This is a genomic window from Pseudomonas sp. NFACC32-1 (assembly GCF_900101215.1).
Lineage (GTDB): Bacteria > Pseudomonadota > Gammaproteobacteria > Pseudomonadales > Pseudomonadaceae > Aquipseudomonas.
Genome location: NZ_FMUL01000001.1, coordinates 224,238 through 249,373, shown reverse-complemented (window position 1 = coordinate 249,373; position 25,136 = coordinate 224,238). Strand labels below are relative to the sequence as shown.

Below are 25,136 nucleotides of genomic sequence, written 5' to 3'. Positions count from 1 at the left end.
GCGCCGGGTTTGACTACGCTCAACCCCATCTGCATGCCGCTACCCGGGAACCCGCGATGCCTAACTGGCTGGTGATTGATCTGGAGGCCACCACCGATGAAGGAGGCTGGCCGGTAACCGAAATGGAAATTATCGAAATCGGCGCCACGCTGGTGAATCGTGACGCTCACGAGGTGGATCATTTCCAGCGTTTCGTCCGCCCCTTGAGACGCCCCCTGCTCACATCGTTCTGCCGCGAGCTGACGCACATCACCCAGGCCAATATCGACAGCGCGGCCACCTTGTCCGAAGTCTGGCCGGCATTCGAACGCTGGCTGACGCCCTACCAGGCGAACCTGGGCGGCTGGGTCAGCTGGGGCGATTACGACCGCAAGCAGTTGCTTCAGGAGTGGCAGCATCAACGGCTGCAAAGCTTTCTCAGCCAGGTGCCCCACATGAACCTCAAGCAGCGCTTCGCCAAGGCCCGACGGCTGGAGCGGCCACTGGGGCTCAATGGAGCCCTGCAACTGGCCGGCCTGCAGTTCAACGGTCAACAGCACCGGGCCCTGGAGGATGCGCGCAACACCGCGCGATTGCTGCCCCTGGTGCTGGCCGACTGAGCAACCCGCCCCCGTTTCGCAGATGACGTGTGTCGAAGCCTTGTGCATACTGGCCGGCCTTTTTCAGCCCTTTTACGAGGAATCGCCCATGTTCAAAGTCAACGAGTACTTCGACGGCACCGTCAAGTCCATCGCCTTCGGCACTGCCGAAGGTCCTGCGACCATCGGCGTCATGGCACCGGGCGAATACGAGTTCGGAACGGCCCAGCGGGAGATCATGCACGTGGTCTCCGGCGCCCTGACCGTGAAACTGCCCGACAGCGCCGAATGGGAAACCTTCGCTGCCGGCAGCCAGTTCAATGTCCCGGCCAACAGCAAGTTCCAGCTCAAGGTGGCCGTCGACACTGCCTACCTGTGCGAATACCGCGGCTGAACCTGCTGCATCAAAAAAAATGCCCGTGTCCAGCGACACGGGCATTTTTCATTGCGGACGCGGTGTTTATTCGAGCACCTCGACCGGCATGCCGACTTCGAGCCGACCGTTGCCGTCGTTGACCAGGTTCTGGCCGAACATCGCCCCGTCCGGCGTCGATCGATACTGCTGCAACGTGGCGAAAGGCTCGCGGTTCGGATCGCGTTCACCGGTTTGCGGGTCGACCGTGGTCATGATGCAGCGCGAGCACGGCTTGACCACCCGAAATTCCACATCGCCGATACGAATACGTTTCCAGCCATCCTCGGCGAACGCGTCGCTGCCCTCGATCACCAGATTGGGCCGGAAACGCAGCATCTCCAGGGAGCGACCGACCCGATTCGACAGATCCTGCAGGGAGGCCTGGCCGATCAGCAGCAATGGAAAACCGTCCGCGAAGGCGACCTTATCGTCGTCCTTGCCGTAACCGGCCGCCGTGGTACGCGCCAGCTCCACCGGTACATGCACAAGCCGGGTGGCATTGCCAATGAACTCGCTGACCCAGTTGCCCGCCTCATCGCCAGCATCCGGTACACGCAGGGTGTCACGCCAGATAGTCACTCCCCGGCGTTGCTCTTCGGCGGTCGAAGGCAGCGGCACCTCGATACTGCCATGGCCCGGCGCACTGAGCGTCAGGCCTCCGGCATCGTTCCACAATGCCGAGAGCTGGCTCATCTTTGCCACGGCCCGCTGAGTCAGGAATCGCCCGCTGGCCTCATCCACCAGCATCCAGCGCCGGTCACCGTCCAACCCCAGTTTGTCCAGGCCAATCCCTGGCAGGGACTGGCCTTTGCCGGACTTCAACGGATAACGGTACAGCGCGCTCAGCCGCAACATGGTCAGCTCCCTGATGGCGAAAAAATGCCACCTTATACGAGCCGGCCATCGATGCAAACCATGATCGGCCTCAGCCAAGCATCAGTCGCTGGCGCACCACATCGACCAGTTTGTCGGGCTGGAATTTGGAGAGGAAATTGTCGCAGCCGACCTTCTTCACCATCGAGTCGTTGAAGCTGCCGGACAGCGAGGTATGCAGGACCACGTAGAGCCCACGCAAGCGCGGGTCGTTACGGATCTCGGTGGTCAGGCGATAGCCGTCCATTTCCGGCATTTCCGCGTCGGTGAAGATCATCAGCAATTTGTCGGTCATCACCTCACCGGTATCGGCCCAGGCCTTGAGCATGTTGAGGGCTTTCAGGCCGTCGCTGGCGATGTGCATCTTCACCCCCAACTGACCCAGGGTGTCGCGCAGTTGCGAGAGCGCGACATTGGAGTCGTCCACCAGCAATACTTCGCGTCCGCGAGCCTTCTCCAGCACCGGGTCTTCGAGCTTGTCCCGGGAGACCTTGGCGTTGTAGGGCACGATTTCGGCGAGGACTTTCTCCACGTCGATGATTTCCACCAACTGGTCGTCCACCTTGCTGATCGCGGTCAGGTAGTGTTCCCGGCCGGCGCTGGTCGGCGGCGGCAGGATCGCTTCCCAGTTCATGTTGACGATGCGGTCCACGCCACCCACCAGGAACGCCTGGACCGACCGGTTGTACTCGGTGACGATGATGGTGCTGTTGGCTCCCGGCACCAGTGGACGCATGCCGATGGCCTGGGACAGGTCGATCACCGGCAGCGTCTGGCCCCGCAGGTTGACCACGCCGCACACGAATGGGTGGCGTTGCGGCATCAAGGTCAGCTTGGGCAGTTGCAGAACTTCCTGGACCTTGAACACGTTGATGGCGAACAATTGCCGCCCCGCCAGGCGAAACATGAGAATTTCCAGGCGATTCTCACCCACCAGCTGGGTTCGTTGGTCTACTGTGTCGAGAATGCCGGCCATTGATGACTCCTGGGATTGTTCGGATGAATCCAATAAAGCAACTATCGGCCGTGGACGCCGGATCTTGACCCCCTGATGAAATACACTTGCGGGGCATTGATATCACATTAACATCATGCTTTACTGGCTTCACCCTTCAGATCCGACCACTTTCCCCGCTGCGCGACCATGTTTTGCGCACAAGGTTCCCCTGCCTAAGGGATTCCCCTAGCAACAATCAGGTCCAACCTGATATTCCCAATATCCAATAGCCATTAATGTGACGCCATTCTCATTGCTGAACGGAGTCAGGCCTTTGTGCGCGACAGCAGGACATCGGACTTCCAGCCTTTCGGCCGATCCCACCCGAGCAACTTTCCGTCTGCCTGTCCCTGGCACGCGGCAAGGGTGTGCCGACGCACTTTCGTTCGTAGCCGGCCGTGAGGCCCAACCGTTTGCCACTCGCGATTTTCTTTCGTCTGACATGATGTTGTGGAGATAAGCATGCCGAACGATCGTAAGAACTGGTCTCAGCGCCTACCCGAATTCCTGACCGAGGCCGAGACACTGCTGGCCAAGTCGGAGGAATGCCTGAGCCATCTGCAGCTGATCAACAATGACAAGGATGCAATCGATTGCATGCTCAGTACCTTGTTGAAGCTGGCAAACAAGGCCGATGCCCTGGCACTGGAAGCCGTATCGGAATTCTCCCTGCATATCCATGGCCTGCTCAGCCATGCGCAGAACAACATGGATCTGCACGACCAGGCCCTTGAGGCCTTGAAGGATTGCTTCACCCTGATGGCCTGGCAGCTGGAACTGGTCGATCCCACCACCGGCCAGCTCAGCCTGGACAACAGCGAACAGACCTCATTGATCGAGGCATTCGCCTTCCAGGTGGGCCAAAGCCCTTGCGACGCACTCCACGCAGCACACCGGCTGGCCCTGGTGCCCTTCTCCCAGAAGCAGGCCTGACACCTCACGGCCGACCTCCGATGCACGGCGCTTCAGGGCACCATGCCAGGCGCGACCAACGCTGGATGAAGTGGTACTATGTCTCGCGTCAGTCGCTTCGAAAGCAGGGTGTGGAAAGCCTGCCACCGAAGCCACCCTCGACCTGAAACGTTTACCCGACCCGGCCTGTCAGATGCGCTGACCGGCCAGCCCGCAGCGAACCTTCATTGGCTCCATCCGCTATGTACGCCAGCCTCAAGTCATCCCTCACCTGGCCACCCTCCCGAGAAAACGCCCGCCGGTTCACCCTGTTCCTGTGCATTTGCTCGACCCTCGGCAGCGTGCTGGTGTACCTGTCCGGCCAGGTCGTGCCGGTGAGCCTGCTGGTGTTGGACATCGCAGCCTTGACCTGCGTCTGGATCCACTATCGGCTGTCGCGAAAGTCCATCAAGTTCCAGCCACAGGAACTGGCCGACCGGTTGCTCGAAGTCCAGGAAAACGAACGTCACCGACTCAGCCGTGAGCTGCACGACGATATCGGCCAGTTGCTGACCGCGGCCAAATTGCAAAGCGAATGGCTCAAGCGCCGGCTCCCCGAGGACTTGCAGGGCCAATGTTCGGTCCTCTGCGAAACGCTGGACGAAACCCTGCACAAGGTCCGCGATGTGTCGGCAATCCTCAACCCGCGCCAATTGACCAGCCTTGGACTCGAAGCCAGCCTGCGCGCGCACCTGCTCAAGACACTGGCCAATACCCCGGTGAAATGGAGCCTCGATTGCCAGCAGCGCATGGCGGGGATTCCCGAGGAGATGACTGTCGCTGCCTTCCGGATCACCCAGGAAGCCGTCACCAATATTTTGCGCCACGCCCAGGCCCAGAACCTGCTGGTGCGCCTGCAACGCCTGCCTGAAGGGCTGTTCCTGCTGATCAGCGACGACGGCCAGGGGTTCGTCCCGGCAGACCACCCCGCCCGTGAAGGGCAACGGGGCATGGCCGGCATGGCGGAACGGGTCGAACAACTGGGCGGCACCCTCAAGGTCATCAGTGAAGCCGGCAAGGGCACGCATATCGAAGCTCGTTTTCCCTGGGCCCCTCGTACCCTGGCGCGGGCCAGTAAGAATAAGGTTCTCCATTGACTTGTAATTTGCTTCTCGTAGATGACCATTCGCTGATCCGCGCCGGCGTGCGCGCTCTGGTCACGGATCTGCCCGGTTATGCCGTCATCGGCGAAGCCAGTGATGGCACGCAGTTGCTGGAACTCGTGGAACGGCTGGTCCCCGATATCGTGCTGCTGGACATCACCATGAAAAACACCAGCGGCCTGGATGCCTTGCAGCAGCTCAAGCAGGTGCGCCCCCACAGCAAGGTGCTGATCCTGTCGATGCACACCGATCCGGCGCTGATCATGCAGGCCCTTGAGTCCGGCGCACACGGCTACCTGCTCAAGGACACCACGGCCACCGAGCTGGAGCACGCCCTGGACGCGCTGCGCAACAACGAACGCTACCTGAGCCCGGCCATCGCCCACACGGTGATCAACCAGGCGCTGACGCGCGTCCAGAAGCATCAGCCCGATCCCGTCCAGACCCACAACCTGACGGCACGCCAGCTGGAGATTTTGCGGCTGATCGTGCGCGGCAAGTCGACCCGGGAAATCGCCAACGGCCTGAGCCTGAGCATCAAGACCGTGGAGACTCACCGGGCGCAGATCATGAAGCGCCTGCAGATCCATGACGTGGCCGGACTGGTGCTTTTCGCGGTACGCGAGCAGATCATCAGCCTGGACGATTGAGTACCGCGGAAGCCGTCAGCAAAGGCGAGTCGAGCGGCAGGTGTACGCGTATCGCCTTCTCGCGCACCGTGAACCTCAGGTTGTCGACCTGCAGCGGCTCGCCGTCGAGATTGATGTCCAGGCCCTGGGCCACCTTGATCTCCACCCAGGGCAGGCGTGCGCGCACGAACATGTTGTCGATGCCCAGGCCACCGGCCAGCAGATCCCTGAGCGTGCTGACCACTTCCTGGGGGGCCGGCAGGATGCTGATGTCCAGCAATCCATCATCCACCAGCGCCTGCGGACTCAACTGATGGCCTCCCCCGGCCTGACGGCCATTGCCGATGCCCAGCGCCAGCAGATCGCCCTGCCAACTGAAACCGGGCCCCTGCAACTCACCATAGGCCGCGCTCAGCTCACTGAACCGCGTCAGGCCGGTGAATAGATACGCGGCCCCGCCCAGCACCTTTTTCAGATCCTCGGAGGTGTTTGCCGTGACCTGGCTGCCGAAACCGCCGGTGGCCATGTTCAGAAAGATCCGTCCGCCGACTTCGCCCAGGTCGATTGCCCGGGGCTCCACCTCCAACAGTTCCAGGGCCTGGTCCGGTTCCAGCGGGACTCCCGCCGCCCGGGCAAAATCATTGGCGGTGCCCAATGGCAACAGCACGAGGCTGGCATCGCTGGATTGGAGGGCAAGCGCTTCGGCAATGTCCCGCAACGTACCGTCACCGCCACCGGCGATCAGTCGCGTGTAACCAGCCTCCAACGCCTCGTCTACACAACGCTGGGCATCGCCGGCCTCCCAGGTCAGCCGTACCGCCAGGTCCCAGCCCTGCTTGCGCTTGAGCATCACTGCCGCGCGAACCTCTTCGTTGAGCGCTTGCTTGCCATGTAGAATCAACAGCGCCTTGCCTTTGCTCATCGTCGTCTCCGTCATTGGAAGGTTCCAGGAAATGGGACCGCTCATTCGGCCGAAAAAGCCCTCCGCCTATCAATTTCGCTCAAAAGCCCGCTGTCCTCCGTGAAAAGGCTGGGGTACCCGGCTCCCGGACAGATACTTCTTCACTCGAAGAGTTTTCTTACAAGAACTGGCGAATCCACTCAATTGACCCTCCAGCTGTATTGAGACACCTTGGCATTCTGTTGTCTGGACCATCAAAAACACTCATTACACAAGGATGTGCAACCCCATGGATGGATATGTCACGGCCCGCAGGCGCCGTATCAGTGGTTCGAACCGTTGTGGCCGAAGGGACGAAACATCCCATGCATAGCCACGAGTACAAGCTGTCACCCCGGCATCTCGCGTCCATTGGAAGCGAGCGAACCGAAAATCAGAACGAATGCAAAAGTTGCAGCAATCCCGTTGGAGGAATCGATTTGGAACCGCGCGTCGTTGAACTGGAAACCCACCTCAAGTACATCCGTAGGGATATGGATGAAATCCGTACCGACGTAAAGGTCATCCGCCACCGGCTCGCCTATTCGGCCGGCGCGGCAGCGGTGATCCTCGGCCTGCTGGGCTGGCTCGCGAACAGTCGCTTCGACCAGTTGGTCATGCTGCTCTCGCGATAACGACGGGGACGCAGGCAGGCCCAGGCACCTGGCTCGGGCCGGAGCACACCCCCGCTGTCACGGCTTCAGTCCAGGACCTCGCTCAAAGGGATGAAGCCCACTTCATCACCCTCGACATGGGTCTGCCCTTCGAGCACTTCGACCAGCCCATCGGCCCAGGCCGCGCTACGCAGGACCCCGGAGCTTTGGTTCCGATAAAGGATGGCCCTGCCGCTCTCAAGGCGCCCTCGCAGATATTCCCGCCGGTTGCCGGCCTTCCCCCAGACAAAACCGGCCGGCACCTTGAACTTCAACGGCATCACCGATTGGACACCCTGGCGTCGCAGCAGGTAAGGCCGGGCCAGCAGCGCAAAAGTCACCAGTGTCGAGGCAGGGTTTCCTGGCAACCCTATCACCGGCACGCCACGGAAGTGCCCGACCGTCAGGGGTTTCCCTGGCTTGATGGCGAGTTTCCAGAGCGTCAGTTCGCCCTCCTCGCGCAATGCGGTCCCCAGGAAGTCAGCCTCACCTACCGATACGCCACCAGTGGACAGGATCAGGTCGACATCCGACAACTGGGCCAGGCGCGCACGGGTAGCGGGCAAATCGTCAGGCAGGATGCCCGCATCGACCACATGGCAGCCCAGCCGCCGCAGCCAGCCGCAGAGCACCACACGGTTACTGTTGTAGATCTGGCCAGGGCCCAGTGGCTGGCCAGGTTCGACCAGTTCGTCGCCAGTGGACAGGACGGCAACACTGACCTTGCGCACCACTTCCAGCGTCGCGCATCCCAGGGATGCCGCCAGTCCCAACTCGATCGGTCCCAGGCGAGTCCCCGCCGAAAGAATCTTTTCGCCAACGGTGGTTTCCTGCCCCTGTGGGCGGATGTTCTGGCCGCTCACCAGGGGTTCGGTGAACCGGACCCGCTGATCGTCTTCCACCACGGCGTTTTCCTGCATTTCGACGCAGTCGGCACCGGCAGGCACTGGCGCTCCCGTAAAGATCCGCGCGCAGGTTCCCGCAGCCAACGGTTGCGGGGCCTGCCCGGCAAAGATGCGCTGGCTGACCGTCAGCGGCTCGCCGTGCCAATCGGCCAGCCGCAAGGCATAGCCATCCATCGCACTGTTGGGCCATGGCGGCAAGTCCAGGGTCGACACCAGATCTTCAGCCAGCACCCGCCCTTGCGCCTCGCCCAGGGGCAGCCGTTCACGCTGGGTGATCGGAGCGGCGGCGGCCATTTCGAGCAGGCGCTCCAATGCAACCTCGACGGCCATCAAGGCGCCGGCCTTGCCCGGTTTACCCACGGGATTCACAAGGAGCTGCCTGTTTCAGGTGAGGCACGAAGTTGCAGGGGCGATGGCGCGCATCCAGTTGCTCGGCCAGGATAGCGTCCCAACCGGTACGCACTGCATTGGTGGAACCTGGCAGGCAGCACACCAGCGTGCCATTGGCCAGGCCTGCCAGTGCCCGGGACTGGATGGTGGAGGTGCCGATGTCTGCCACGGAAATCTGGCGGAACAGTTCACCGAAACCATCGACCTGCTTGTCCAGCAGGCAGGCAACCGCTTCCGGCGTGCTGTCGCGACCGGTAAAACCGGTACCGCCGGTGATCAGCACCACCTGCACCACCTCGTCGGCGATCCAGGCCGCCACTTGCGCCCGAATCTTGTACAGATCATCTTTGAGCAGAACCCGCGCAGCCAGGTTATGACCCGCCGCCATGAGCCGGTCGACAAAGACCTGGCCGGAGGTATCGGTCTCCAGGGTACGGGTATCACTGACTGTCAGCACCGCGATATTGAGCGGCACGAAAGGTACATCAGCCTTGGCTTTCATAGGCTCGTCCAGTTGTGGGAGAAACAGCCCGGTGTTATATCACAGCGCTTCATTTTTCCGCCTGTGGGGAGACACACCATGACCTCGAATATTTCCCGGCCACCGTGCTCCATCCTGCTGCTGGCCGGTGGACGCGGACAACGCATGGGCGGGCAGGACAAGGGCCTGGTGGAATGGCGGGGTGAACCGCTGATTGCCCATCTCCACCGCCAGACCCGTGCTCTGAGCGATGACCTGATCATCTCTTGCAACCGTAACCTGGAACGTTATGCGTTGTATGCCGATCAATTGGTGCACGACGATGAAGGGGATTTCCCCGGGCCGCTGGCGGGTATCCGGGCAGGCCTCAGGGCGGCGAGGCATCGGTTCTTGCTGGTGTTGCCGTGCGACGTGCCGAACATCGACTCGAACCTGCTAGAGAGCATGCTTGAAACCGCCAGCCAGCACCCCGACAGGCCGCTGATGGTGCGCCATGGCGAACACTGGGAACCGTTGTTGTGCGTCATTCCCCTGGCGCTGGCCGCCGCCTTCGAACAGGCCTGGGGCGAAGGCGAACGCAGCCCGGGCCGGATCATGCGTACCTTGCACGCGGTTGCCCTGCAATGCCCGGCCGACGATCCACGGCTGGCGAATCTGAATACGCCCGAACTGCTGAACCGACACACAGGACATTGACGCAGGGCATTCAAATTAACCGTACAGGCCCCTAGCCAGGAACTTGCGCACGTTGTATACGTCTGAAGGTCAGTAACTTGAAGAATTCCATTTCGGAGAAACACCATGACTCAACGGACCCTCGCCACTTTCATGCTCGCACTGGGCCTCGCCACTCTTGCCGGGTGCGCGTCGCCAACAGTGATCACCTTGAATGACGGTCGCGAAATCCAGGCCGTCGACACACCCAAGTACGACGAAGACACCGGTTTCTATGAGTTCGAACAACTGGACGGCAAGCAGACCCGCGTGAACAAGGACCAGGTCCGCACCGTCAAGGACCTCTAAGCCTCAGCGCCGCACCCGATACACAAAAGCCCGCAAAATTGCGGGCTTTTTCATGCCGGTCGGAAAGCCGAAGCGATTACCACTGGAGCTCGATAGCGCTCTCGAAAATACGTTCCTGAGCTGTGACCGGATCGATGAAGCTCAGCCCCTGGGCCAGCAATTTGAGCGGGTTGGCATAATCGTCCGGCGCATCGCGCAGCACATCGGGATAAAACGGATCATTGCAGATAGCAGCCCCGAGGGCATTCATATGCACCCGCAACTGATGCTTCTTGCCGGTGACCGGATACAGACCGTAGCGCCACAACTCGCCATTTTTTTCCAGTACCTCGATGGCTGTTTCGGTATTGGGTTCGCCCGGCCCTTCCTGCATCCGGAAAAACGGCTCGCCATCGACCATCCGGCTTTTGTGCACCCGAGGAAACGTCAGACCAGGCAACGCTGGGGCAATGGCCTGGTAGCGTTTTTCGATCTGCCGCGCAGGAAACAGCGATTGGTAAGCCGATCGGCTGAGGGGGTTGGCTGAAAACAGCACCAGCCCGGCGGTATGCCGGTCGATACGGTGCAGGGGCACCAGATGAGGATTGTCCAGCCGCCGGATCAGTCGTCGCAACAAGGTCTGCTCGACATATTCACCCGCGGGGGTGACTGGCAGGAAATGCGGTTTGTCGGCCACCACCAGATGCTCGTCGGCATACAGGATCGTCTCGACGACCGGGATCGGTTTCTCGTCGGGCACTTCGCGGAAATAGTGGATGCGCAATCCCTCACGGTACGGCAAGTCGACCTCGATCGCCTTGCCCTCCCCATCCAGCACACGACCTCGGGCAATCCGGTCCAGCCATTGCTCGCGACTGATGGCGCTGAAATGCTCGCACAGGCATTCCAGCACTGTCTGCCATTGGCCGGGCGGCAGATACAAGGTGCTGGCCTGGTGGTGCGCGGCGGAAAACGATGAACCAGACATTGAAAACTCTTGGGCAATGTTTACAAGCCGGCATTATCCGACAGTCGCGCAAGCCCGCCCAGCCATGATTGCCTCATACCGTGACCGGGGCGGAACCTGCCGTCGCTTCGGTGAATTCCTTCAGCCAGCGCAGCACCTCCACTGCCTCCCAGCGGCCCGGGTCGTACAAGGCGTACAACAATCCCTGGTAACCCACGACATCCAGCTGCTTGTGATAACCGGCACGCTGGAACAGTGCCTCGATCTCAGCGAAACAGGTGTTGAAATGCAGCTTGTTGAAGGGTGTCTTGCCTTCGGTAACCAACCCGTCCAGGCGCAACTCCAGGACGGCCTCGCGCACGACATCCACGGACATCCTGTTCACGCTGTTCTTCAATTGTTCGACATTGAGCAAGGTGCGGCACTCCAGATAGCTGTATGGACATACAGTAACCGAAGACATCCATTTTCGCCAACGCCAATGCTCGGACAACGCCGGCCTTAAAGCGCTCAACGCAGGAACGAGGCCACCCGGTCGGGATTATCGAAAGGCCAGTCCAGCTCCTCACCGGTATCGTTCCTGCGCAATACCGGGATGCGCAATCCATAGGTTTCCGACAGTTGCTCGTCTTCGGCGATGTCCACCAGCTCCACCAGCAACCCGTGTTCAACGAAATGCATCAATACCCCTTCGGCCACCTCACACAGGTGACAACCCAGGGTACCGAACAGCTGGCATTCAGGAAGCGCGCTTTCAGGAGGCATGGCAGGTAGACCCACAAAAGATAGACGGTCATTCTAGGCTCGCTCCGGAAAACCGTCGAGCCGGGTGCCGTATCAGGCCATATTGGCAAAACGCTGATGCAAATCACTGACCGGACTCGCTTTCCGATGCTTGCTTGTCTTCTACGCTATGTGCCACAAGCCATGAAACGGAGTTTCCCTTGTTTGCCAACCTGCTGATCATTCTCGCCTCCTCCCTGGTGGTCATTGCCCTGTTCAGGCGACTGCGGCTGCCACCGGTGCTGGGCTACCTGTGTGTCGGGCTGGCGGTCGGGCCCACTGCGCTGGGCTGGGTAAACGACAGCGAGGAACTGCCGGACCTGGCTGAACTCGGGGTGGTCTTCCTGCTGTTTTCCCTGGGACTGGAGTTCTCCTTGTCCAAGATGCTTGAGCTGCGCCGTGTCGTATTCGGCCTCGGCAGCCTGCAGGTAGTGTGCTCGGGGGCGCTCCTGGGTGGCGTACTGGTGGCGTTCGGCGCTCCGGTGCTGGCCGCGATGCTGCTGGGCGCGGGATTGGCCCTGTCATCCACCGCCATCGTCAGCAAGGAACTCACCAGCCTGGGGGAAATCTTCAGCAGCCACGGCCAGAATGCCATCGGTGTGCTGCTGTTCCAGGACATCGTCGCGGTATTGCTGCTGACCCTGGTGCCGGTGTTCGCGGGTAGCAGTACCCAGGCATGGTACTGGGCGCTGCCCCTGACGCTGGGCAAGACGCTGCTGCTGTTCGGCGGGCTGCTGCTGGCCAGTCGCCTGCTGCTGCCACGGTTGTTCCATGAAGTGGCCGCATCCCACTCCGCCGAACTGTTCGTGCTGCTGGCCCTGGTCATCGTCTTGCTGACGGCATGGCTGACCCACCTGATGGGGCTCTCGCCGGCCCTTGGCGCGTTCCTGGCGGGCATGTTGCTCGGAGAGAGCCATTACCGACACCAGATCGAGGCCGATATACGTCCGTTCCGCGACATCCTGCTGGGACTGTTTTTCGTCAGCATCGGCATGCTGATCGACCTGCGGTTGTTCGTGGATGACGGCTGGTTGATCCTTGGCCTGACCCTGGGGCTGATGCTCATCAAGAGCTGCGTGGTCGCCCTGCTGGTGAAATGGCGCGGCAGCGACGGCGAAACCGCCTGGCGCAGCGGCCTGGCCCTGGCCCAGGGTGGAGAATTCTGTTTCGCCCTGATGGCATTGATGCAGCAGAACCGCCTCATGCCGGCCGAACTCGTCAGCCTGCTGCTGGCCGCGACGTTCTGTTCGATGCTACTGACGCCCTTGTTGCTGCGCGCCGCGCCGGGCATCGCTGCCCGCCTGCACCGCAAGCCTAACGAAGCGGCCCAGCTGGACCAGATCAGCGCACTCAATGCCGGCCTGTCGGGCCATGTGATCATTTGCGGATACGGTCGCGTCGGCCAATCCATCGGGCGCTTCCTGCGTCGTGAAAACCAGGCCTTCGTTGCCTTGGACGACGATCCCGTGATCATCCAGGAAGCCACCGTTGGGGAGAAATGCGTGTACTACGGTGATTCACGTCGAGGGGACCTGCTGGCCGCCGTGGGCCTGGGCCGCGCCCGCTTGCTGGTGATCGCCGTCGACAAGACCGACATCGCCATCGACGTGCTCAAGGAGGCCCGGCGGCTCAATCCCCAGGTCCCGATCCTCGTACGCACCCGCGACGACAGCCAGCTGGCGGAGTTGCAGGCCGCCGGGGCCAGCGAGGTGGTCCCGGAACTGTTGGAGTCGAGCCTGATGCTGGCTTCCCACGCCCTGATCATGCTCGGGCTGGCGGAGCAGCAAGTCCGCCAGCATGTGGATCAGGTGCGCCATGACCGCTATCGCCTGCTGCACGGTTTTTATCCTGGCAACCAGGACAAGGAGCCTTGATGCCTCGCTCAATCCTGGCTGACGGCGCCAATCTTGTGGATGGACAAGTCCGCGCCGTAGTACTCCTCTTCCTGGGTCAGCCGAAGCCCCAGCACGGCCTTGATCAGGCCATAGACCGCGAAACCACCGGCCAGCGCAATGGCCACGCCCATCGCGGTACCGATCAGTTGGCTGACCAGGCTGACCCCACCCAGGCCGCCCAAGGCGCCCTGACCGAAAATGCCGCAGGCAATGCCCCCCCAGACGCCGCACAGGCCATGCAATGGCCAGACACCCAGCACATCGTCGATCTTCCATTTGCCCTGGGCCGCGGTGAAACACCAGACAAACAGGACTCCGGCAATGGCACCCGTGGCCAGCGCCCCAACCGGATGCATCAGGTCGGAACCTGCACATACCGCCACCAGCCCGGCCAGTGGGCCGTTATGCAGGAAGCCCGGGTCGTTGCGACCGACAACCAGTGCCGCCACGGTTCCGCCGACCATGGCCATCAACGAATTGACCGCCACCAATCCACTCACCCCAGGCAGCGTCTGGGCGCTCATGACGTTGAAACCGAACCAGCCGACAATCAGGATCCAGGAACCCAGGGCCAGAAACGGAATGCTCGATGGCGCGAACGCCACCAGTCGACCGTCCCGGTAACGGCCGTTACGCGCACCGAGCAGGAGCACGGCGGCCAGCGCCAGCCAGCCGCCCATGGCATGCACCACCACGGAGCCGGCAAAGTCGTGGAAACTGGCACCGAATCGGGCCTGCAACCAGGCTTGCAGGCCAAGATTGCCATTCCATACCAGGCCCTCGAAGAAGGGATATACGAATGCCACGATCAACACCGTGGCGCACAACTGCGGGGCGAATCGGGCGCGTTCGGCAATACCGCCGGAAATGATGGCAGGGATCGCAGCGGCGAATGTCAGCAGAAAAAAGAATTTCACCAGGCTGTAGCCATGATCGGCACTCAGCACCGCTGCAGGCTGCAGGAACGTCACGCCGTAGGAAACCCAGTAGCCCACGAAGAAATACGCCAGGGTCGAGACCGCGAAATCGCTGAGGATCTTCGACAGCGCGTTGACCTGGTTTTTCTGTCGGACGGTGCCTACTTCCAGGAACGCAAAACCGGCATGCATGGCCAGGACCATGACCGCACCGAGCAGAATGAACAGCGTGTTGGAGCTATGGACCAGACTGTCCACAGCGCTTTGCATATTTTCCATGGTATTGGCAGACCTGAAAAAGTTTTAAGAGCATCGACGCGACTGGCGCCGCCCCAGCGCACCAAGTTGAATCAATCCGACTACCGATCGAAGGCAGGCGAACCGCTTTGGTGCACCAGGAGGAGCAAGACGCAGTGATGTTTCGCGAGTTCTGATTATTTGGGTTAAGGTTCCGCCAGCCTGCGCCCGACTTCAGCGCATCGACACGCCCGACGCACCAGTACATGGCAAAACCTTGAGCCAATGCCGAGCAAAAGTTGTACCAGCCACTTTCACTGAACCTTCCGGCAAGGCTTACACTCGAACGCTTCAGACGTCATTTACGGAGATCCATCCATGGCCAGACCCCAGGCAAAGACTGCTCAAGAAATCCTGAAGGAAGACTTTCAGACGCTGGTCAGCGACACCGAACGCCTGCTGGAGCACACCGCGACGCTGGCGGGCGACCAGGCCGATGAACTGCGCAGCCAGATCCATGAGACCCTCCTGCGCGCCCGCGACACCCTCAAGCTGACCGAGGACTCCATGCGCGAACGCGGCCAGGCTGCGGTGACCGCCACGGAGGAATATGTACAAGCCAACCCTTGGCAATCGGTCGGCATCGCCGCAGGGGTGGGCTTCCTGATCGGCCTGCTGGCGACACGACGCTGATGATGGACATGAACGAACCGGGCTCGTCCGAAGCGGGCACAAAATCTTCGGCACGCCGATTGGGAGCTGCGTTTCTCGGGTTGCTGCACAGCCACGTCGAGTTGTTCGGCATGGAGCTCCAGGAACAGAAGGCCCGTACCGTCAGCCTGCTGCTGTTCGCCGGCCTGGCACTGGTGTTTGCGCTGTTGCTGTTGGTAGGCCTGTCGACACTGGTACTGATCCTGGTATGGGATACCTATCGCATGGCGGGGATTATCGGCCTGTGCCTGTTCTATCTGCTGGCGGCGCTGTTCTGCGGTCTTCGGCTCAAGGCGGCGATCTACGATGAATCCTCCCCCTTCCATGCCACCCTGGAAGAATTGTCTAATGACCGGGAGCGCCTGTTGCCATGAGCCTGCCCGATATCCCTCAAGCCCGTACACGGCAGGAAATGCGCAAGGCGCTGGTTCGCTTGCGCATGGAGATGCATCGCCAGGAAATCCGTCAGGAAACACGCCAACTGCTGCAACCGTTGCAGCGGGTGCGTGGCTTTAGCCAGAACTGGCATGAAGGCTTTGGCATAAAACACGCGCCCCTGTGGGGTATGGCGGCAGTGACCCTGCTGGGCTTCATCACCGGCAAGCGGACCCGCAGTGGACGCAGCGGTGGCCTGGCACGCCTGGTCCGACTGGCTACAACGCTGCTGCCGCTGATCAAACTGGCCAAGAGCGCACGCAAGCCTTGATGGGCTTGCGGGACGCTGCCCGAACAGGGAAGCTAGTGTCGAATACTCAACGGAGCAACCGGCCTTGGACTGGCACACCCTGCTGACTCGCGAACGCCTCGGGAAACCGCTGCACAGCCCGCAAGAGCTGGGCCGAAGCCCTTTCCATAAAGACCATGACCGCATCATCTTTTCCGGTGCCTTCCGACGCCTGGGCCGCAAGACCCAAGTGCATCCGGTGTCCAGCAACGACCACATCCATACGCGACTGACCCATTCCCTGGAAGTCAGTTGCGTCGGACGCTCACTGGGCATGCGGGTGGGAGAAACCATCCGCGGCGCCCTGCCCGACTGGTGCGAGCCAAGCGACCTGGGCATGGTGGTGCAATCGGCCTGCCTGGCCCACGACATCGGCAACCCACCCTTCGGCCATTCCGGCGAGGACGCCATCCGCTACTGGTTCCAACAGGCGGCAGGCCGTGGCTGGCTTGACGCCATGAGCGAGGCCGAACGCAACGACTTTCTCAATTTCGAAGGCAACGCCCAGGGGTTCCGGGTCCTCACGCAACTTGAATATCACCAGTTCGACGGCGGCACCCGCCTGACCTATGCCACCCTCGGCACTTACCTGAAATACCCCTGGACGGCTCGTCACGCCGACTCCCTGGGCTACAAGAAACACAAGTTCGGCTGCTACCAGAGCGAACTGCCCCTGCTTGAACAGATTGCCCACAAGCTGGGCCTGCCGCAGATCGAAGACCAGCGCTGGGCGCGGCATCCGCTGGTGTACCTGATGGAAGCCGCCGATGACATCTGCTACGCCCTGATCGACCTGGAAGATGGCGTGGAGATGGATCTACTGGCGTACTCAGAGGTGGAGTCGCTGCTCCTGGACCTGGTGGGTGACGATCTCCCGGAAACCTACCGTCAGCTCGGGCCGCTGGATTCGCGCCGACGCAAACTGGCCATCCTGCGGGGCAAGGCCATCGAGCACCTGACCAATGCCGCTGCCCGGGCATTCGTGGAACAGCAACAGGCGTTGCTGGCCGGCACGCTGTCGGGCGATCTCGTGGAACATATGCATGGTCCGGCCAAACGTTGCGTATTGAATGCCAAGGACATGGCACGCAAGAAGATCTTCCAGGACAAGCGCAAGACACTCAATGAAATCGGTGCCTACACCACCCTGGAAATCCTGCTCAACGGGTTCTGTGGCGCTGCGCTGGAACAGCATGGAGGCCGCACCCCTTCATTCAAGAATCGCCGCATCCTCGACCTGCTGGGAAACAACGCGCCCGACCCCAATGGGTCCCTGCATGCAGCATTCCTGCGGATGATCGATTTCATCGCCGGCATGACCGACAGTTACGCCAGCGAGATGGCCCAGGAGATGACGGGCCGCATCCGTCAATAGATCCTCTTGCGCGCGCCATCATCTTTCAGCCACGGCCTGTAAAGGGGCTTTTGCTGAGTTTTTTCCATAATAAACCTTGGAGCTGTTTGTCATTAAACCCATGACAAACAGCTCTGAATATGACGTCCACAAATAAAACCCACACAACTTCGCGCCTATTACCTACTAAAAACCTAATTACCTCGTAGTATCCAACCTCTTTTTTTGTAGGAAACTTCTGAAACTAAGGATGAATGCCTGTCTCCTCGTACGGCACGGCCTTTAACTGGGCTAAGGTGCGCGCTTTATTTATGCTCGCATGGGACTTTTATTCATGAACTCCGTTTTCATTGTCGACGATCATCCGGTCATCCGCCTCGCTGTTCGCATGCTACTGGAGCATGAGGGCTACAAAGTGGTAGGGGAAACCGACAATGGCGTCGATGCGATGCAAATGGTGCGCGAATGCATGCCGGACCTGGTGATCCTGGACATCAGCATTCCCAAACTTGACGGGCTGGAAATCCTCTCGCGCTTCAATGCCATGACCACGCCGCTCAAGACCCTCGTGCTCACGGCGCAGTCACCCACGCTGTTCGGTATCCGCTGCATGCAATCCGGTGCCTCCGGTTACGTCTGCAAGCAAGAGGACCTCAGTGAACTTGTCAGTGCAATCAAGGCTGTGTTGTCGGGCTACAACTATTTTCCGAGCCAGGCGCTCAACCCGGTGCGCCCCGATGATCCGCGAAGTGTGGAACTGGACCTGTTCAAGAACGTCAACGATCGAGAGTTGATGGTATTGCAACTCTTTGCCCAGGGGCGCACTAACAAGGAAATTGCCAAGGGCATGTTCCTGAGCAACAAGACTGTCAGCACTTACAAGAAACGCTTGATGCAGAAACTCAAGGTCAAGTCCCTTGTGGAACTTATAGAAATGGCGAAGCGCAACGCACTGGTGTGAGAAAACAGGATGTCCACAGGCATGAAAGGATTTCTCCTGCTATTGATCGCAGGGCTATGTGCAGGATTTCTCGCGGCAGCGACTGCCGCTCCCGAGCCATACACACTTCTGGGTCGCTCGGGCGCGCCCCCTGTCGAGGTCGGCCTGGATCAGGCCCAGCGTGCCTGGCTGCGTGAACGGCAGGAACTGAGACTGGGCACTTCCGCACCGGATTATCCGCCCTTCGATCTTTCCACCAGCGGACGCGACTATGAAGGCATGACTGCCGACTACGCCGCGATTATCGCCCAGGCGACCGGGCTGCCCGTGAAAGTCCTGCGCTTCGGCTCCCGCGGCGAGGCCATCGCTGCGCTCAAGCAAGGCCGTATCGATCTGTTGGGAAGCGCCAACGGTTTCGAAGCCCGCGATCCCGAACTCGCCCTTTCGACACCCTATGCCGTGGATCAGCCCGTCCTTGTCACCCGAACCAATGAAAGCCGCTCCCTGAGCGAGGATCTCGAGGGGCTGCGTCTCAGCATGGTCTATCACTACCTGCCCGAGCAGGACGTCGAAAGGCTGTACCCTAAGGCGCGTATCACCACCTACCCCTCCTACCAGAACGCCATAAATGCCGTCGCTTTCGGCCAGGCCGATGTCTTTCTCGGCGATACCATTTCCACCCACTACATGATCAACAAGGGCTACCTGAACAACATCCGCATGGCCAGCTTCGGCAAGCATGAGTCCCATGGCTTCGGTTTCGCGGTACGGCGCCCTGACACCCGCTTGCTGGAAATCATCAATGCCACGCTCAACCGGATCCCGATCAGCGAACAGGTGGCGATCTCCAAACGCTGGAGCGCGGGCAGCGACCTCTATCTCACCGAGCATCGAATACAACTGACCGACAGGGAGCAACGCTGGCTGGCCAGCCATCCGGTGATCCGGGTGGCCGTGAACGAAACGTTCGCCCCGTTCACCTTCTTCGATTCGGACGGCGATTTTCGCGGAATAGGCGCCGACTTGCTGGAACTGATCCGGCTGCGCACCGGCTTGCGCCTGGATATCCAACGCCATCGGGACGACAGCGAAACGATTGCAGCCATCGCGAACGATCGGGCCGATATGATTGCCGCGCTCCTGCCCAGCAGCGAACGGCAACAGCAGCTTAAATTCAGCCGCCCTTACGTCGACAGTTCCTTCGTGCTGCTGAGTCCCAAGCATTCCGCTGCGCCGACGGTGCTCGACCAGTTCGGCGAAAGAAGCCTGGCGATCGCCAAAGGCAATCCGATCATCGAGTGGCTACACCGCCAGTACCCGCGCATCAGGATCATCGAAACCACCGACTCCGCCCATGCCGTTGAAATGCTTGCCCAAGGCAAGGTCGACGGCAGCGTGCACTCCCTGGTCATGGCCAACTATTTCCTTTCGTCCCACGCGTTCCGGGACACGTTGCAGATCAGCAGCACCGTGGGCACCGAGCAGGCCATGTTCTCCCTGGCCACGGCCAGAAACGCCACCGAACTGAACGCCATCCTCGACAAGGCCCTGACCAGCATCGACCCCGACGAACTGGGGGTCATCAACAACCGGTGGCGGGGCTACGTCCCGGCATCGGAGCACACCTGGCGCACCTATAACCGCCTGTTCTTCCAGATCGTCGCGGGGGTCGGCCTGCTACTGCTGCTGTCCCTGGCCTGGAACGCCTACATGCGGCGGCAGATCCGCCAGCGCCAGCGAGCGGAACTGGCGCTCAACGACCAGCTGGAGTTCATGCGTTCGCTGGTCAACGGCACGCCACATCCCATTTACGTCAGAGACCGCGACGGCGTCCTGCAGAGCTGTAACGACAGCTATCTGGAGGCCTTCGATGCACGGCGCGAAGACGTCATTGGCAAGAACGTGATGTCCGGCTCCATGAGCAATGCCTTCGAGGCCAGGGAGTACCAGGCGGACTACCAGCGGGTCATGGAGGAAGGCACCCCATTGATCGTCGACAGGCCGCTGCACATCGGCGACAGGCAACTGACGATCTATCACTGGATCCTTCCCTACCGCAACGCCGCCGCCCAGGTACAAGGCATCATCGGCGGCTGGATCGACATCAGTGAACGACGGCAGCTTTTCGATGAACTGCGGGCCGCCAAGGAGCGGGCCGATGATGCGAACCGGGCCAAGAGCACCTTCCTGGCGACCATGAGCCACGAAATCCGCACCCCCATGAACGCGGTGATCGGCATGCTTGAACTGGCCCTCAAGCATGCCGACAAGGGCCAGGTGGACCGGGCCGCCATCGCCGTCGCCTACGAATCGGCCTCCGGCATGCTGGAACTGATCGGCGATATCCTGGACATCGCTCGCATCGAGTCGGGCCACCTGAGCCTGGCTCCCGAACGGGTCAATCTCAGGGCCTTGCTGCAATCGGTCATCCGAGTGTTCGAAGGTGTGGCCCGACAGAAGAACCTGGCGCTGACACTGCAGCTCGACCCGGCAGACGACAACCCGGACGTACTGATAGACCCCTTGCGATTCAAGCAGGTGATTTCGAACCTGATCAGCAACGCCCTCAAGTTCACCGAGCAGGGCTGGGTAAGGGTTGATGTCCAGCTGTCTCGAACCGAGCGTGACGATCTCCTGCAAATGCGCCTGGATGTCAGCGACAGCGGCATCGGCATCAGCCCCAGCGACCTGAACCGACTGTTCGAGCCTTTTGCCCAGGCCGACAATACCAGCCGCATGGCCCGCAAGGGCGCCGGGCTGGGACTGGTGATCAGTCGCAACCTGTGTCGCATGATGGGGGGCAGCCTGCATATGAACAGCCAACCGGGAGCCGGTACCCAGGTCCGAGTCTGCCTGCAATTGAGCGTACTGCCTACGGTGACGGCCTGCGCTGTGCCTGAGCCGGTGATCGAAACGGCGGCGGCCGCCCTGAATGTGCTGGTGGTGGACGACCATCCGGCCAATCGCCTGTTGATGTCACAGCAACTGGAATACCTCGGTCATCGCTACCAGGTCGCCGACGATGGCGCACAAGGGCTCACCGCCTGGCAGCATGGGGATTTCGACCTGGTCATCGTCGACTGCAACATGCCGGTCATGAGCGGCTACGAGCTGGCCCGGTCAATCCGCAGGTACGAGTCCGGACAGAACCTGCCGCCCTGTACCCTCCTGGGATTTACCGCCAATGCACAACCCGAAGAAAAACAGCGCTGCCTGGACGCCGGGATGGACGACTGCCTGTTCAAACCCATCAGCCTGAATGTCCTGAGCCAATGGATGAAAGGCGTCAGGTCCGTGAGCCGTCCACAGACCTTCACTGTACACAACCTGCGGGCACTGACCGGCGGCGATCCTTCATCCACCCGGCGGCTGTTGGCGGAGCTGCTGCGCAGCAACCGCTCGGACCGCCAGGAATTGCTCGCTGTCGCCCGGGATGGGAACCGGCAGGCGCTGACCGAAACGGCACACAAGATAAAGGGCGTAGCCCGGATCGTGCAGGCGACCGATTTGACCCAGCGATGCGAGGCATTGGAAAACGCTTGCCTTCAAGCCCAGGCACCCGAGCGGATCCAGGCATGCGCCACGGCCCTCGAACGTGCCATGGCGGAGCTGGAGCAGGTGCTGGAAAACGAGGTCGCCAAGGCAAAATAGCCCGGTATTTACTATGATGTCCGCTCAGCAGTGCGTACCCACACTCGGAGTGATTGCAATGCCCAGCGCACCGCGTCCGGAACAACGCCGGTTCCCCCTCCACGTACACATCAGTGTGATGTTCACCCTGCTCCTGCTGCTCACCGGCGTGGTGCTGGGCCTCTTCAACTACCGACAGACCACGCGGATCATCCTCTCCAGCAGCGAACAACTGTTCAACCGCATTGAACGGGACGTGCGCCTGGACCTGTACGACACCTACGAGCCGATCCGCCATGTGCTGAGCCTGCTGGCCGACTACCCGGCAACGCGGGCCTCCGGCCTGGACCAACGCCTGGCCCTGCTTACCCCTTTCAGCCAGGCACTGCGGGACAACCCCAACCTGGCATCGTTGTACCTGGGCGACCGCCAGGGCAATTTCCTGATGGTCCGGCCACTGCGCACCCAAGCACTGAAAACCGCGGTGAGCGCGCCAGACGAAGCGGCTTATCAGGTCTGGACCCTCGAACGAACAGGCCTTTCGGGCCAGGTGCGCTCCCAGTCACTGTTCTACGATCAGGCGCTGGCATTCATCAGCGCCCGGGACAATGCCGATGGCACCTTCGATCCACGCACGCGTGACTGGTTTCGCAGTGCACTGGACACTGCCGGGCAGATCACGACCGATCCCTATGTCTTCTTTTCCACCCGCAACATCGGCACGACCCTCGCCCGGCGAAGCGGCGAGGAAGCGGTCATCGGTGCCGACCTGACCCTCGCGGCCCTGTCCCAGACGCTCGCCAAGCACAAAGTGACCGCCGGCACTGAAATCGTGCTGGTCGATCCCCAGGGCAACGCGGTGGGCTATCCCGACAGCGACCGGTTGCTCGCTGATACCGGATCGGCCCAACTGATCAAGGCCCGCGACCTCAGCCCGTCCATCGCCGTCGCTCTCGACGCCAGTGGCGACGCAACGCGCCTGGAGGCAGCCGGACGCCAATGGATCGTGTCCCGCAGTCACATGCAGGAAGGCGGGCCCCGGGGCCTGGAGCTGGCGTTGCTGGTGCCCGAGGATGAACTGCTGGCCGATGCCTATCGCATGCGCTGGCAAGGCGCCCTGATTACCCTGGCCACGCTGCTGCTGTGCCTGCCCCTGGGCTGGCTGACTTCCAGGCTGCTGGTCAAGCCCCTGAGCGCGTTGGTCCGGGAAGCGGATGCGATTCGCAGCTTCGACTTCGACTACCCGGTGTCGCGCCACTCCCTCGTACTGGAAGTGGATCAATTGAGCCTCTCGATGGCCCGGATGAAAGAGACGCTGGCCAGCTTCTTTGAAATCACCGCCAGCCTGCGCGCCGAAACCCGCTTCGCCCCACTGTTGGAACGAGTGCTGTTCGAGACCGTGAAAATCGGCCAGGCCCAGGCCGGGCTGATCTACCTGCGCGAAAATGACACCGACCAGGTCAAGCCGTATGGGCTGGTCATCCATGGCACGCCACAGCCACTGGAAGCGTTCGAACTGCAAAGCCATGCCCTGGCCAGTGGCGACAGCCCGCCCTGGCTCCAGCAACTGGCGCTCTCGGACAATCTCGTCACCTCCCTGGGATACGAGCAGGCCGCCGACCTGCAGCGTGTCCTGCAGGCACTGGACGCTCCGCGCGTGCACCTGATCGGTATCCGCCTGCGCAACCGTCATCAGGAAACCGTCGGCATGCTGGTGCTGTTGATCAGCGATACCGGCACCGAAGCCGATCTGGAAAAACTGCAGCCGGACCGCATCGCTTTTTTGCAAGCCGTCTCCGGCACCGCCACCGTGAGCATCGAAAGCCAGCGCCTGCAGGCCCGGCAGAAGCAATTGCTGGACTCGTTCATCCAGCTGCTGGCCGGCGCCATCGACGCCAAGAGCCCGTACACCGGCGGTCACTGCCAGCGGGTACCGGCCCTGACCCTGCTACTCGCCCAGGCCGCCGCCGCGAGCAACGCGCCGGCCTTCGAAGCCTACCGGCCTACCGAAGACGAGTGGGAAGCGCTGCACATCGCCGCCTGGCTGCACGATTGCGGCAAGGTCACCACGCCGGAGTACGTGGTGGACAAGGCCACCAAGCTGGAGACCCTGAACGACCGGATCCACGAAATCCGCACGCGCTTCGAGGTGCTCAAGCGCGACGCCTGGGTCGACTACTGGCAGGCCATGGCAACCGGGGGCGAAGCCGCCGCCCTGGCGCGCAAGCGTGATGAGACGCTGGCCAGCCTCGATGACGACTTCGCCTTTGTCGCGCGTTGCAACCTGGGCACCGAAGCCATGGCCGACGCCGACCTGCTACGTTTGCGGGAAATTGCCCAGCGTCCCTGGACCCGGACGCTGGACGATCGCCTGGGCGTATCGTGGGAAGAGAACCGGCGCCAGGCACGGACTCCCGAGCCGACGCTCCCCGTGGTCGAAACCCTGTTGGCCGACAAGCCCGAACACCTGGTGGAGCGGCACGAGGCCGAACTGATCCCGGCGGACAACCCATGGGGCTTCCAGCTCGATGTGCCAACCTGGAAATACAACCGTGGCGAACTCTACAACCTCAGCATCCCACGGGGCACGCTGACCCGGGAGGAACGCTATGTCATCAATCACCATATGGTGCAGACGATCCTGATGCTCAGCCAGCTGCCCTTCCCCAGCCACCTGGAGAACGTTGCGGAGATCGCTGGCGGCCATCATGAAAAGATGGATGGCACCGGATACCCCAAGCGGCTCAGGCGCGCGCAGATGAGCCTGCCGGCACGCATGATGGCGATCGCGGATATCTTCGAAGCATTGACGGCGGCCGACCGGCCCTACAAGAAAGCCAAGAAACTGAGCGAGGCCCTGGGCATCATGGCGACGATGTGCCGTAACGCCCATATCGACCCGGAACTGTTCAAGCTTTTCATCGATGAACGGATCTACCTGAGCTACGCCAACCAGTTTCTCGACCCGCACCAGATCGATGACGTCGATGCGGACAGCCTCCTGGACCAGGCGGGCGTCTAGACATGGGCGCCGTCGCTACCGATCCAGGCGTGTGGTCGG

The 25,136-nt window shown here is 61.3% G+C and carries 25 protein-coding genes; 16 read left to right on the top strand and 9 right to left on the bottom strand.

Annotation, left to right across the window (positions count from 1 at the left end):
- Positions 1-56 precede the first annotated feature (56 nt).
- Both BLP99_RS01145 and ppnP read left to right on the top strand, forming a co-directional pair.
- Positions 57-599: a 3'-5' exonuclease gene (locus BLP99_RS01145; RefSeq protein WP_072458086.1), complete on the top strand. Its 543-nt coding sequence runs from the start codon at positions 57-59 to the stop codon at positions 597-599.
- Between the two features lie 88 nt (positions 600-687).
- Entirely contained in the window at positions 688-972 is a 285-nt protein-coding gene (ppnP, locus tag BLP99_RS01140) for a pyrimidine/purine nucleoside phosphorylase (RefSeq protein WP_072389169.1), read from the top strand.
- Between the two features lie 66 nt (positions 973-1,038).
- Here the strand turns inward: ppnP and BLP99_RS01135 are convergent, their stop codons facing one another.
- Together BLP99_RS01135 and BLP99_RS01130 are read right to left on the bottom strand one after the other, a co-directional pair.
- Entirely contained in the window at positions 1,039-1,848 is an 810-nt protein-coding gene (locus BLP99_RS01135) for an MOSC domain-containing protein (protein ID WP_072389171.1), read from the bottom strand.
- A gap of 70 nt (positions 1,849-1,918) precedes the next feature.
- Positions 1,919-2,842: a chemotaxis protein CheV gene (locus BLP99_RS01130; protein ID WP_072389173.1), complete on the bottom strand. Its 924-nt coding sequence runs from the start codon at positions 2,840-2,842 to the stop codon at positions 1,919-1,921.
- Positions 2,843-3,325: 483 nt separating this feature from the next.
- Between BLP99_RS01130 and BLP99_RS01125 the strand changes: the two genes are divergently transcribed.
- From BLP99_RS01125 to BLP99_RS01115, 3 genes are all read left to right on the top strand, one after another.
- Positions 3,326-3,796, top strand: a complete 471-nt coding sequence (locus BLP99_RS01125; RefSeq protein WP_072389175.1) for a hypothetical protein — start codon at positions 3,326-3,328, stop codon at positions 3,794-3,796.
- 221 nt (positions 3,797-4,017) lie between these two features.
- Positions 4,018-4,911: a sensor histidine kinase gene (locus BLP99_RS01120; RefSeq protein ID WP_072389177.1), complete on the top strand. Its 894-nt coding sequence runs from the start codon at positions 4,018-4,020 to the stop codon at positions 4,909-4,911.
- Positions 4,908-5,567 (top strand): response regulator, encoded by a 660-nt coding sequence (locus BLP99_RS01115; protein ID WP_072389179.1) that lies wholly within the window; start codon positions 4,908-4,910, stop codon positions 5,565-5,567. The genes BLP99_RS01120 and BLP99_RS01115 overlap by 4 nt, the downstream gene beginning before the upstream one ends.
- Here BLP99_RS01115 and yegS read toward each other — a convergent pair.
- Positions 5,551-6,468 carry a lipid kinase YegS gene (gene yegS / locus BLP99_RS01110; protein WP_072389181.1) on the bottom strand — a complete coding sequence of 306 codons (918 nt, stop codon included), beginning with the start codon at positions 6,466-6,468 and terminating at the stop codon, positions 5,551-5,553. The genes BLP99_RS01115 and yegS overlap by 17 nt on opposite strands.
- A 344-nt stretch (positions 6,469-6,812) precedes the next feature.
- Here yegS and BLP99_RS26545 point away from each other — a divergent pair, with 344 nt between their 5' ends.
- Positions 6,813-7,121: a hypothetical protein gene (locus tag BLP99_RS26545; RefSeq protein ID WP_231991093.1), complete on the top strand. Its 309-nt coding sequence runs from the start codon at positions 6,813-6,815 to the stop codon at positions 7,119-7,121.
- A gap of 65 nt (positions 7,122-7,186) precedes the next feature.
- On the opposite strand, the gene BLP99_RS01100 is transcribed toward BLP99_RS26545, so the two are convergent.
- A complete protein-coding gene (locus BLP99_RS01100; protein ID WP_165887905.1) occupies positions 7,187-8,374 on the bottom strand; it encodes a molybdopterin molybdotransferase MoeA in 1,188 nt (395 codons plus the stop codon).
- A gap of 22 nt (positions 8,375-8,396) precedes the next feature.
- Entirely contained in the window at positions 8,397-8,936 is a 540-nt protein-coding gene (gene moaB, locus BLP99_RS01095; RefSeq protein WP_072389187.1) for a molybdenum cofactor biosynthesis protein B, read from the bottom strand.
- A gap of 78 nt (positions 8,937-9,014) precedes the next feature.
- Between moaB and mobA the strand changes: the two genes are divergently transcribed.
- Positions 9,015-9,611: a molybdenum cofactor guanylyltransferase MobA gene (gene mobA, locus BLP99_RS01090; RefSeq protein ID WP_072389189.1), complete on the top strand. Its 597-nt coding sequence runs from the start codon at positions 9,015-9,017 to the stop codon at positions 9,609-9,611.
- Between the two features lie 105 nt (positions 9,612-9,716).
- Complete coding sequence (locus tag BLP99_RS01085) at positions 9,717-9,938, top strand: YgdI/YgdR family lipoprotein (RefSeq protein ID WP_072389191.1); 222 nt, start codon at positions 9,717-9,719, stop codon at positions 9,936-9,938.
- A gap of 76 nt (positions 9,939-10,014) precedes the next feature.
- Here the strand turns inward: BLP99_RS01085 and BLP99_RS01080 are convergent, their stop codons facing one another.
- The 3 genes from BLP99_RS01080 to BLP99_RS01070 form a co-directional block, all read right to left on the bottom strand.
- Positions 10,015-10,905, bottom strand: a complete 891-nt coding sequence (locus tag BLP99_RS01080; protein WP_072389193.1) for a pseudouridine synthase — start codon at positions 10,903-10,905, stop codon at positions 10,015-10,017.
- Positions 10,906-10,978: 73 nt separating this feature from the next.
- Entirely contained in the window at positions 10,979-11,299 is a 321-nt protein-coding gene (locus BLP99_RS01075) for a transcriptional regulator (protein WP_072389195.1), read from the bottom strand.
- A 95-nt stretch (positions 11,300-11,394) separates the two neighbouring features.
- Positions 11,395-11,649, bottom strand: a complete 255-nt coding sequence (locus tag BLP99_RS01070; RefSeq protein ID WP_072389197.1) for a glutaredoxin family protein — start codon at positions 11,647-11,649, stop codon at positions 11,395-11,397.
- A gap of 179 nt (positions 11,650-11,828) precedes the next feature.
- On the opposite strand from BLP99_RS01070, the gene BLP99_RS01065 reads away from it, so the two are divergent.
- The gene (locus BLP99_RS01065) at positions 11,829-13,541 is read left to right on the top strand and encodes a cation:proton antiporter (protein ID WP_072458088.1); all 1,713 of its coding nucleotides are present in this window, start codon (positions 11,829-11,831) and stop codon (positions 13,539-13,541) included.
- Positions 13,542-13,549: 8 nt separating this feature from the next.
- Here the strand turns inward: BLP99_RS01065 and BLP99_RS01060 are convergent, their stop codons facing one another.
- Positions 13,550-14,758: an ammonium transporter gene (locus BLP99_RS01060; RefSeq protein WP_072389201.1), complete on the bottom strand. Its 1,209-nt coding sequence runs from the start codon at positions 14,756-14,758 to the stop codon at positions 13,550-13,552.
- Between the two features lie 336 nt (positions 14,759-15,094).
- Here BLP99_RS01060 and BLP99_RS01055 point away from each other — a divergent pair, with 336 nt between their 5' ends.
- From BLP99_RS01055 to BLP99_RS01025, 7 genes are all read left to right on the top strand, one after another.
- Positions 15,095-15,409: an ElaB/YgaM/YqjD family protein gene (locus tag BLP99_RS01055; RefSeq protein ID WP_072389203.1), complete on the top strand. Its 315-nt coding sequence runs from the start codon at positions 15,095-15,097 to the stop codon at positions 15,407-15,409.
- A 2-nt stretch (positions 15,410-15,411) separates the two neighbouring features.
- Positions 15,412-15,801, top strand: a complete 390-nt coding sequence (locus BLP99_RS01050; RefSeq protein WP_072389205.1) for a phage holin family protein — start codon at positions 15,412-15,414, stop codon at positions 15,799-15,801.
- Positions 15,798-16,133, top strand: a complete 336-nt coding sequence (locus tag BLP99_RS01045; protein ID WP_072389207.1) for a hypothetical protein — start codon at positions 15,798-15,800, stop codon at positions 16,131-16,133. Before BLP99_RS01050 ends, BLP99_RS01045 begins: the two co-directional genes overlap by 4 nt.
- 64 nt (positions 16,134-16,197) lie before the next feature.
- Positions 16,198-17,526 (top strand): deoxyguanosinetriphosphate triphosphohydrolase, encoded by a 1,329-nt coding sequence (locus BLP99_RS01040; RefSeq protein WP_092179527.1) that lies wholly within the window; start codon positions 16,198-16,200, stop codon positions 17,524-17,526.
- 313 nt (positions 17,527-17,839) lie between these two features.
- On the top strand, positions 17,840-18,466 hold the full coding sequence (locus BLP99_RS01035) for a response regulator transcription factor (RefSeq protein ID WP_072389211.1): 627 nt from the start codon (positions 17,840-17,842) through the stop codon (positions 18,464-18,466).
- A 9-nt stretch (positions 18,467-18,475) separates the two neighbouring features.
- Positions 18,476-22,096 carry a transporter substrate-binding domain-containing protein gene (locus tag BLP99_RS01030; RefSeq protein WP_092179525.1) on the top strand — a complete coding sequence of 1,207 codons (3,621 nt, stop codon included), beginning with the start codon at positions 18,476-18,478 and terminating at the stop codon, positions 22,094-22,096.
- A 58-nt stretch (positions 22,097-22,154) separates the two neighbouring features.
- Complete coding sequence (locus BLP99_RS01025) at positions 22,155-25,097, top strand: HD domain-containing phosphohydrolase (protein WP_072389215.1); 2,943 nt, start codon at positions 22,155-22,157, stop codon at positions 25,095-25,097.
- Positions 25,098-25,136: the final 39 nt, after the last annotated feature.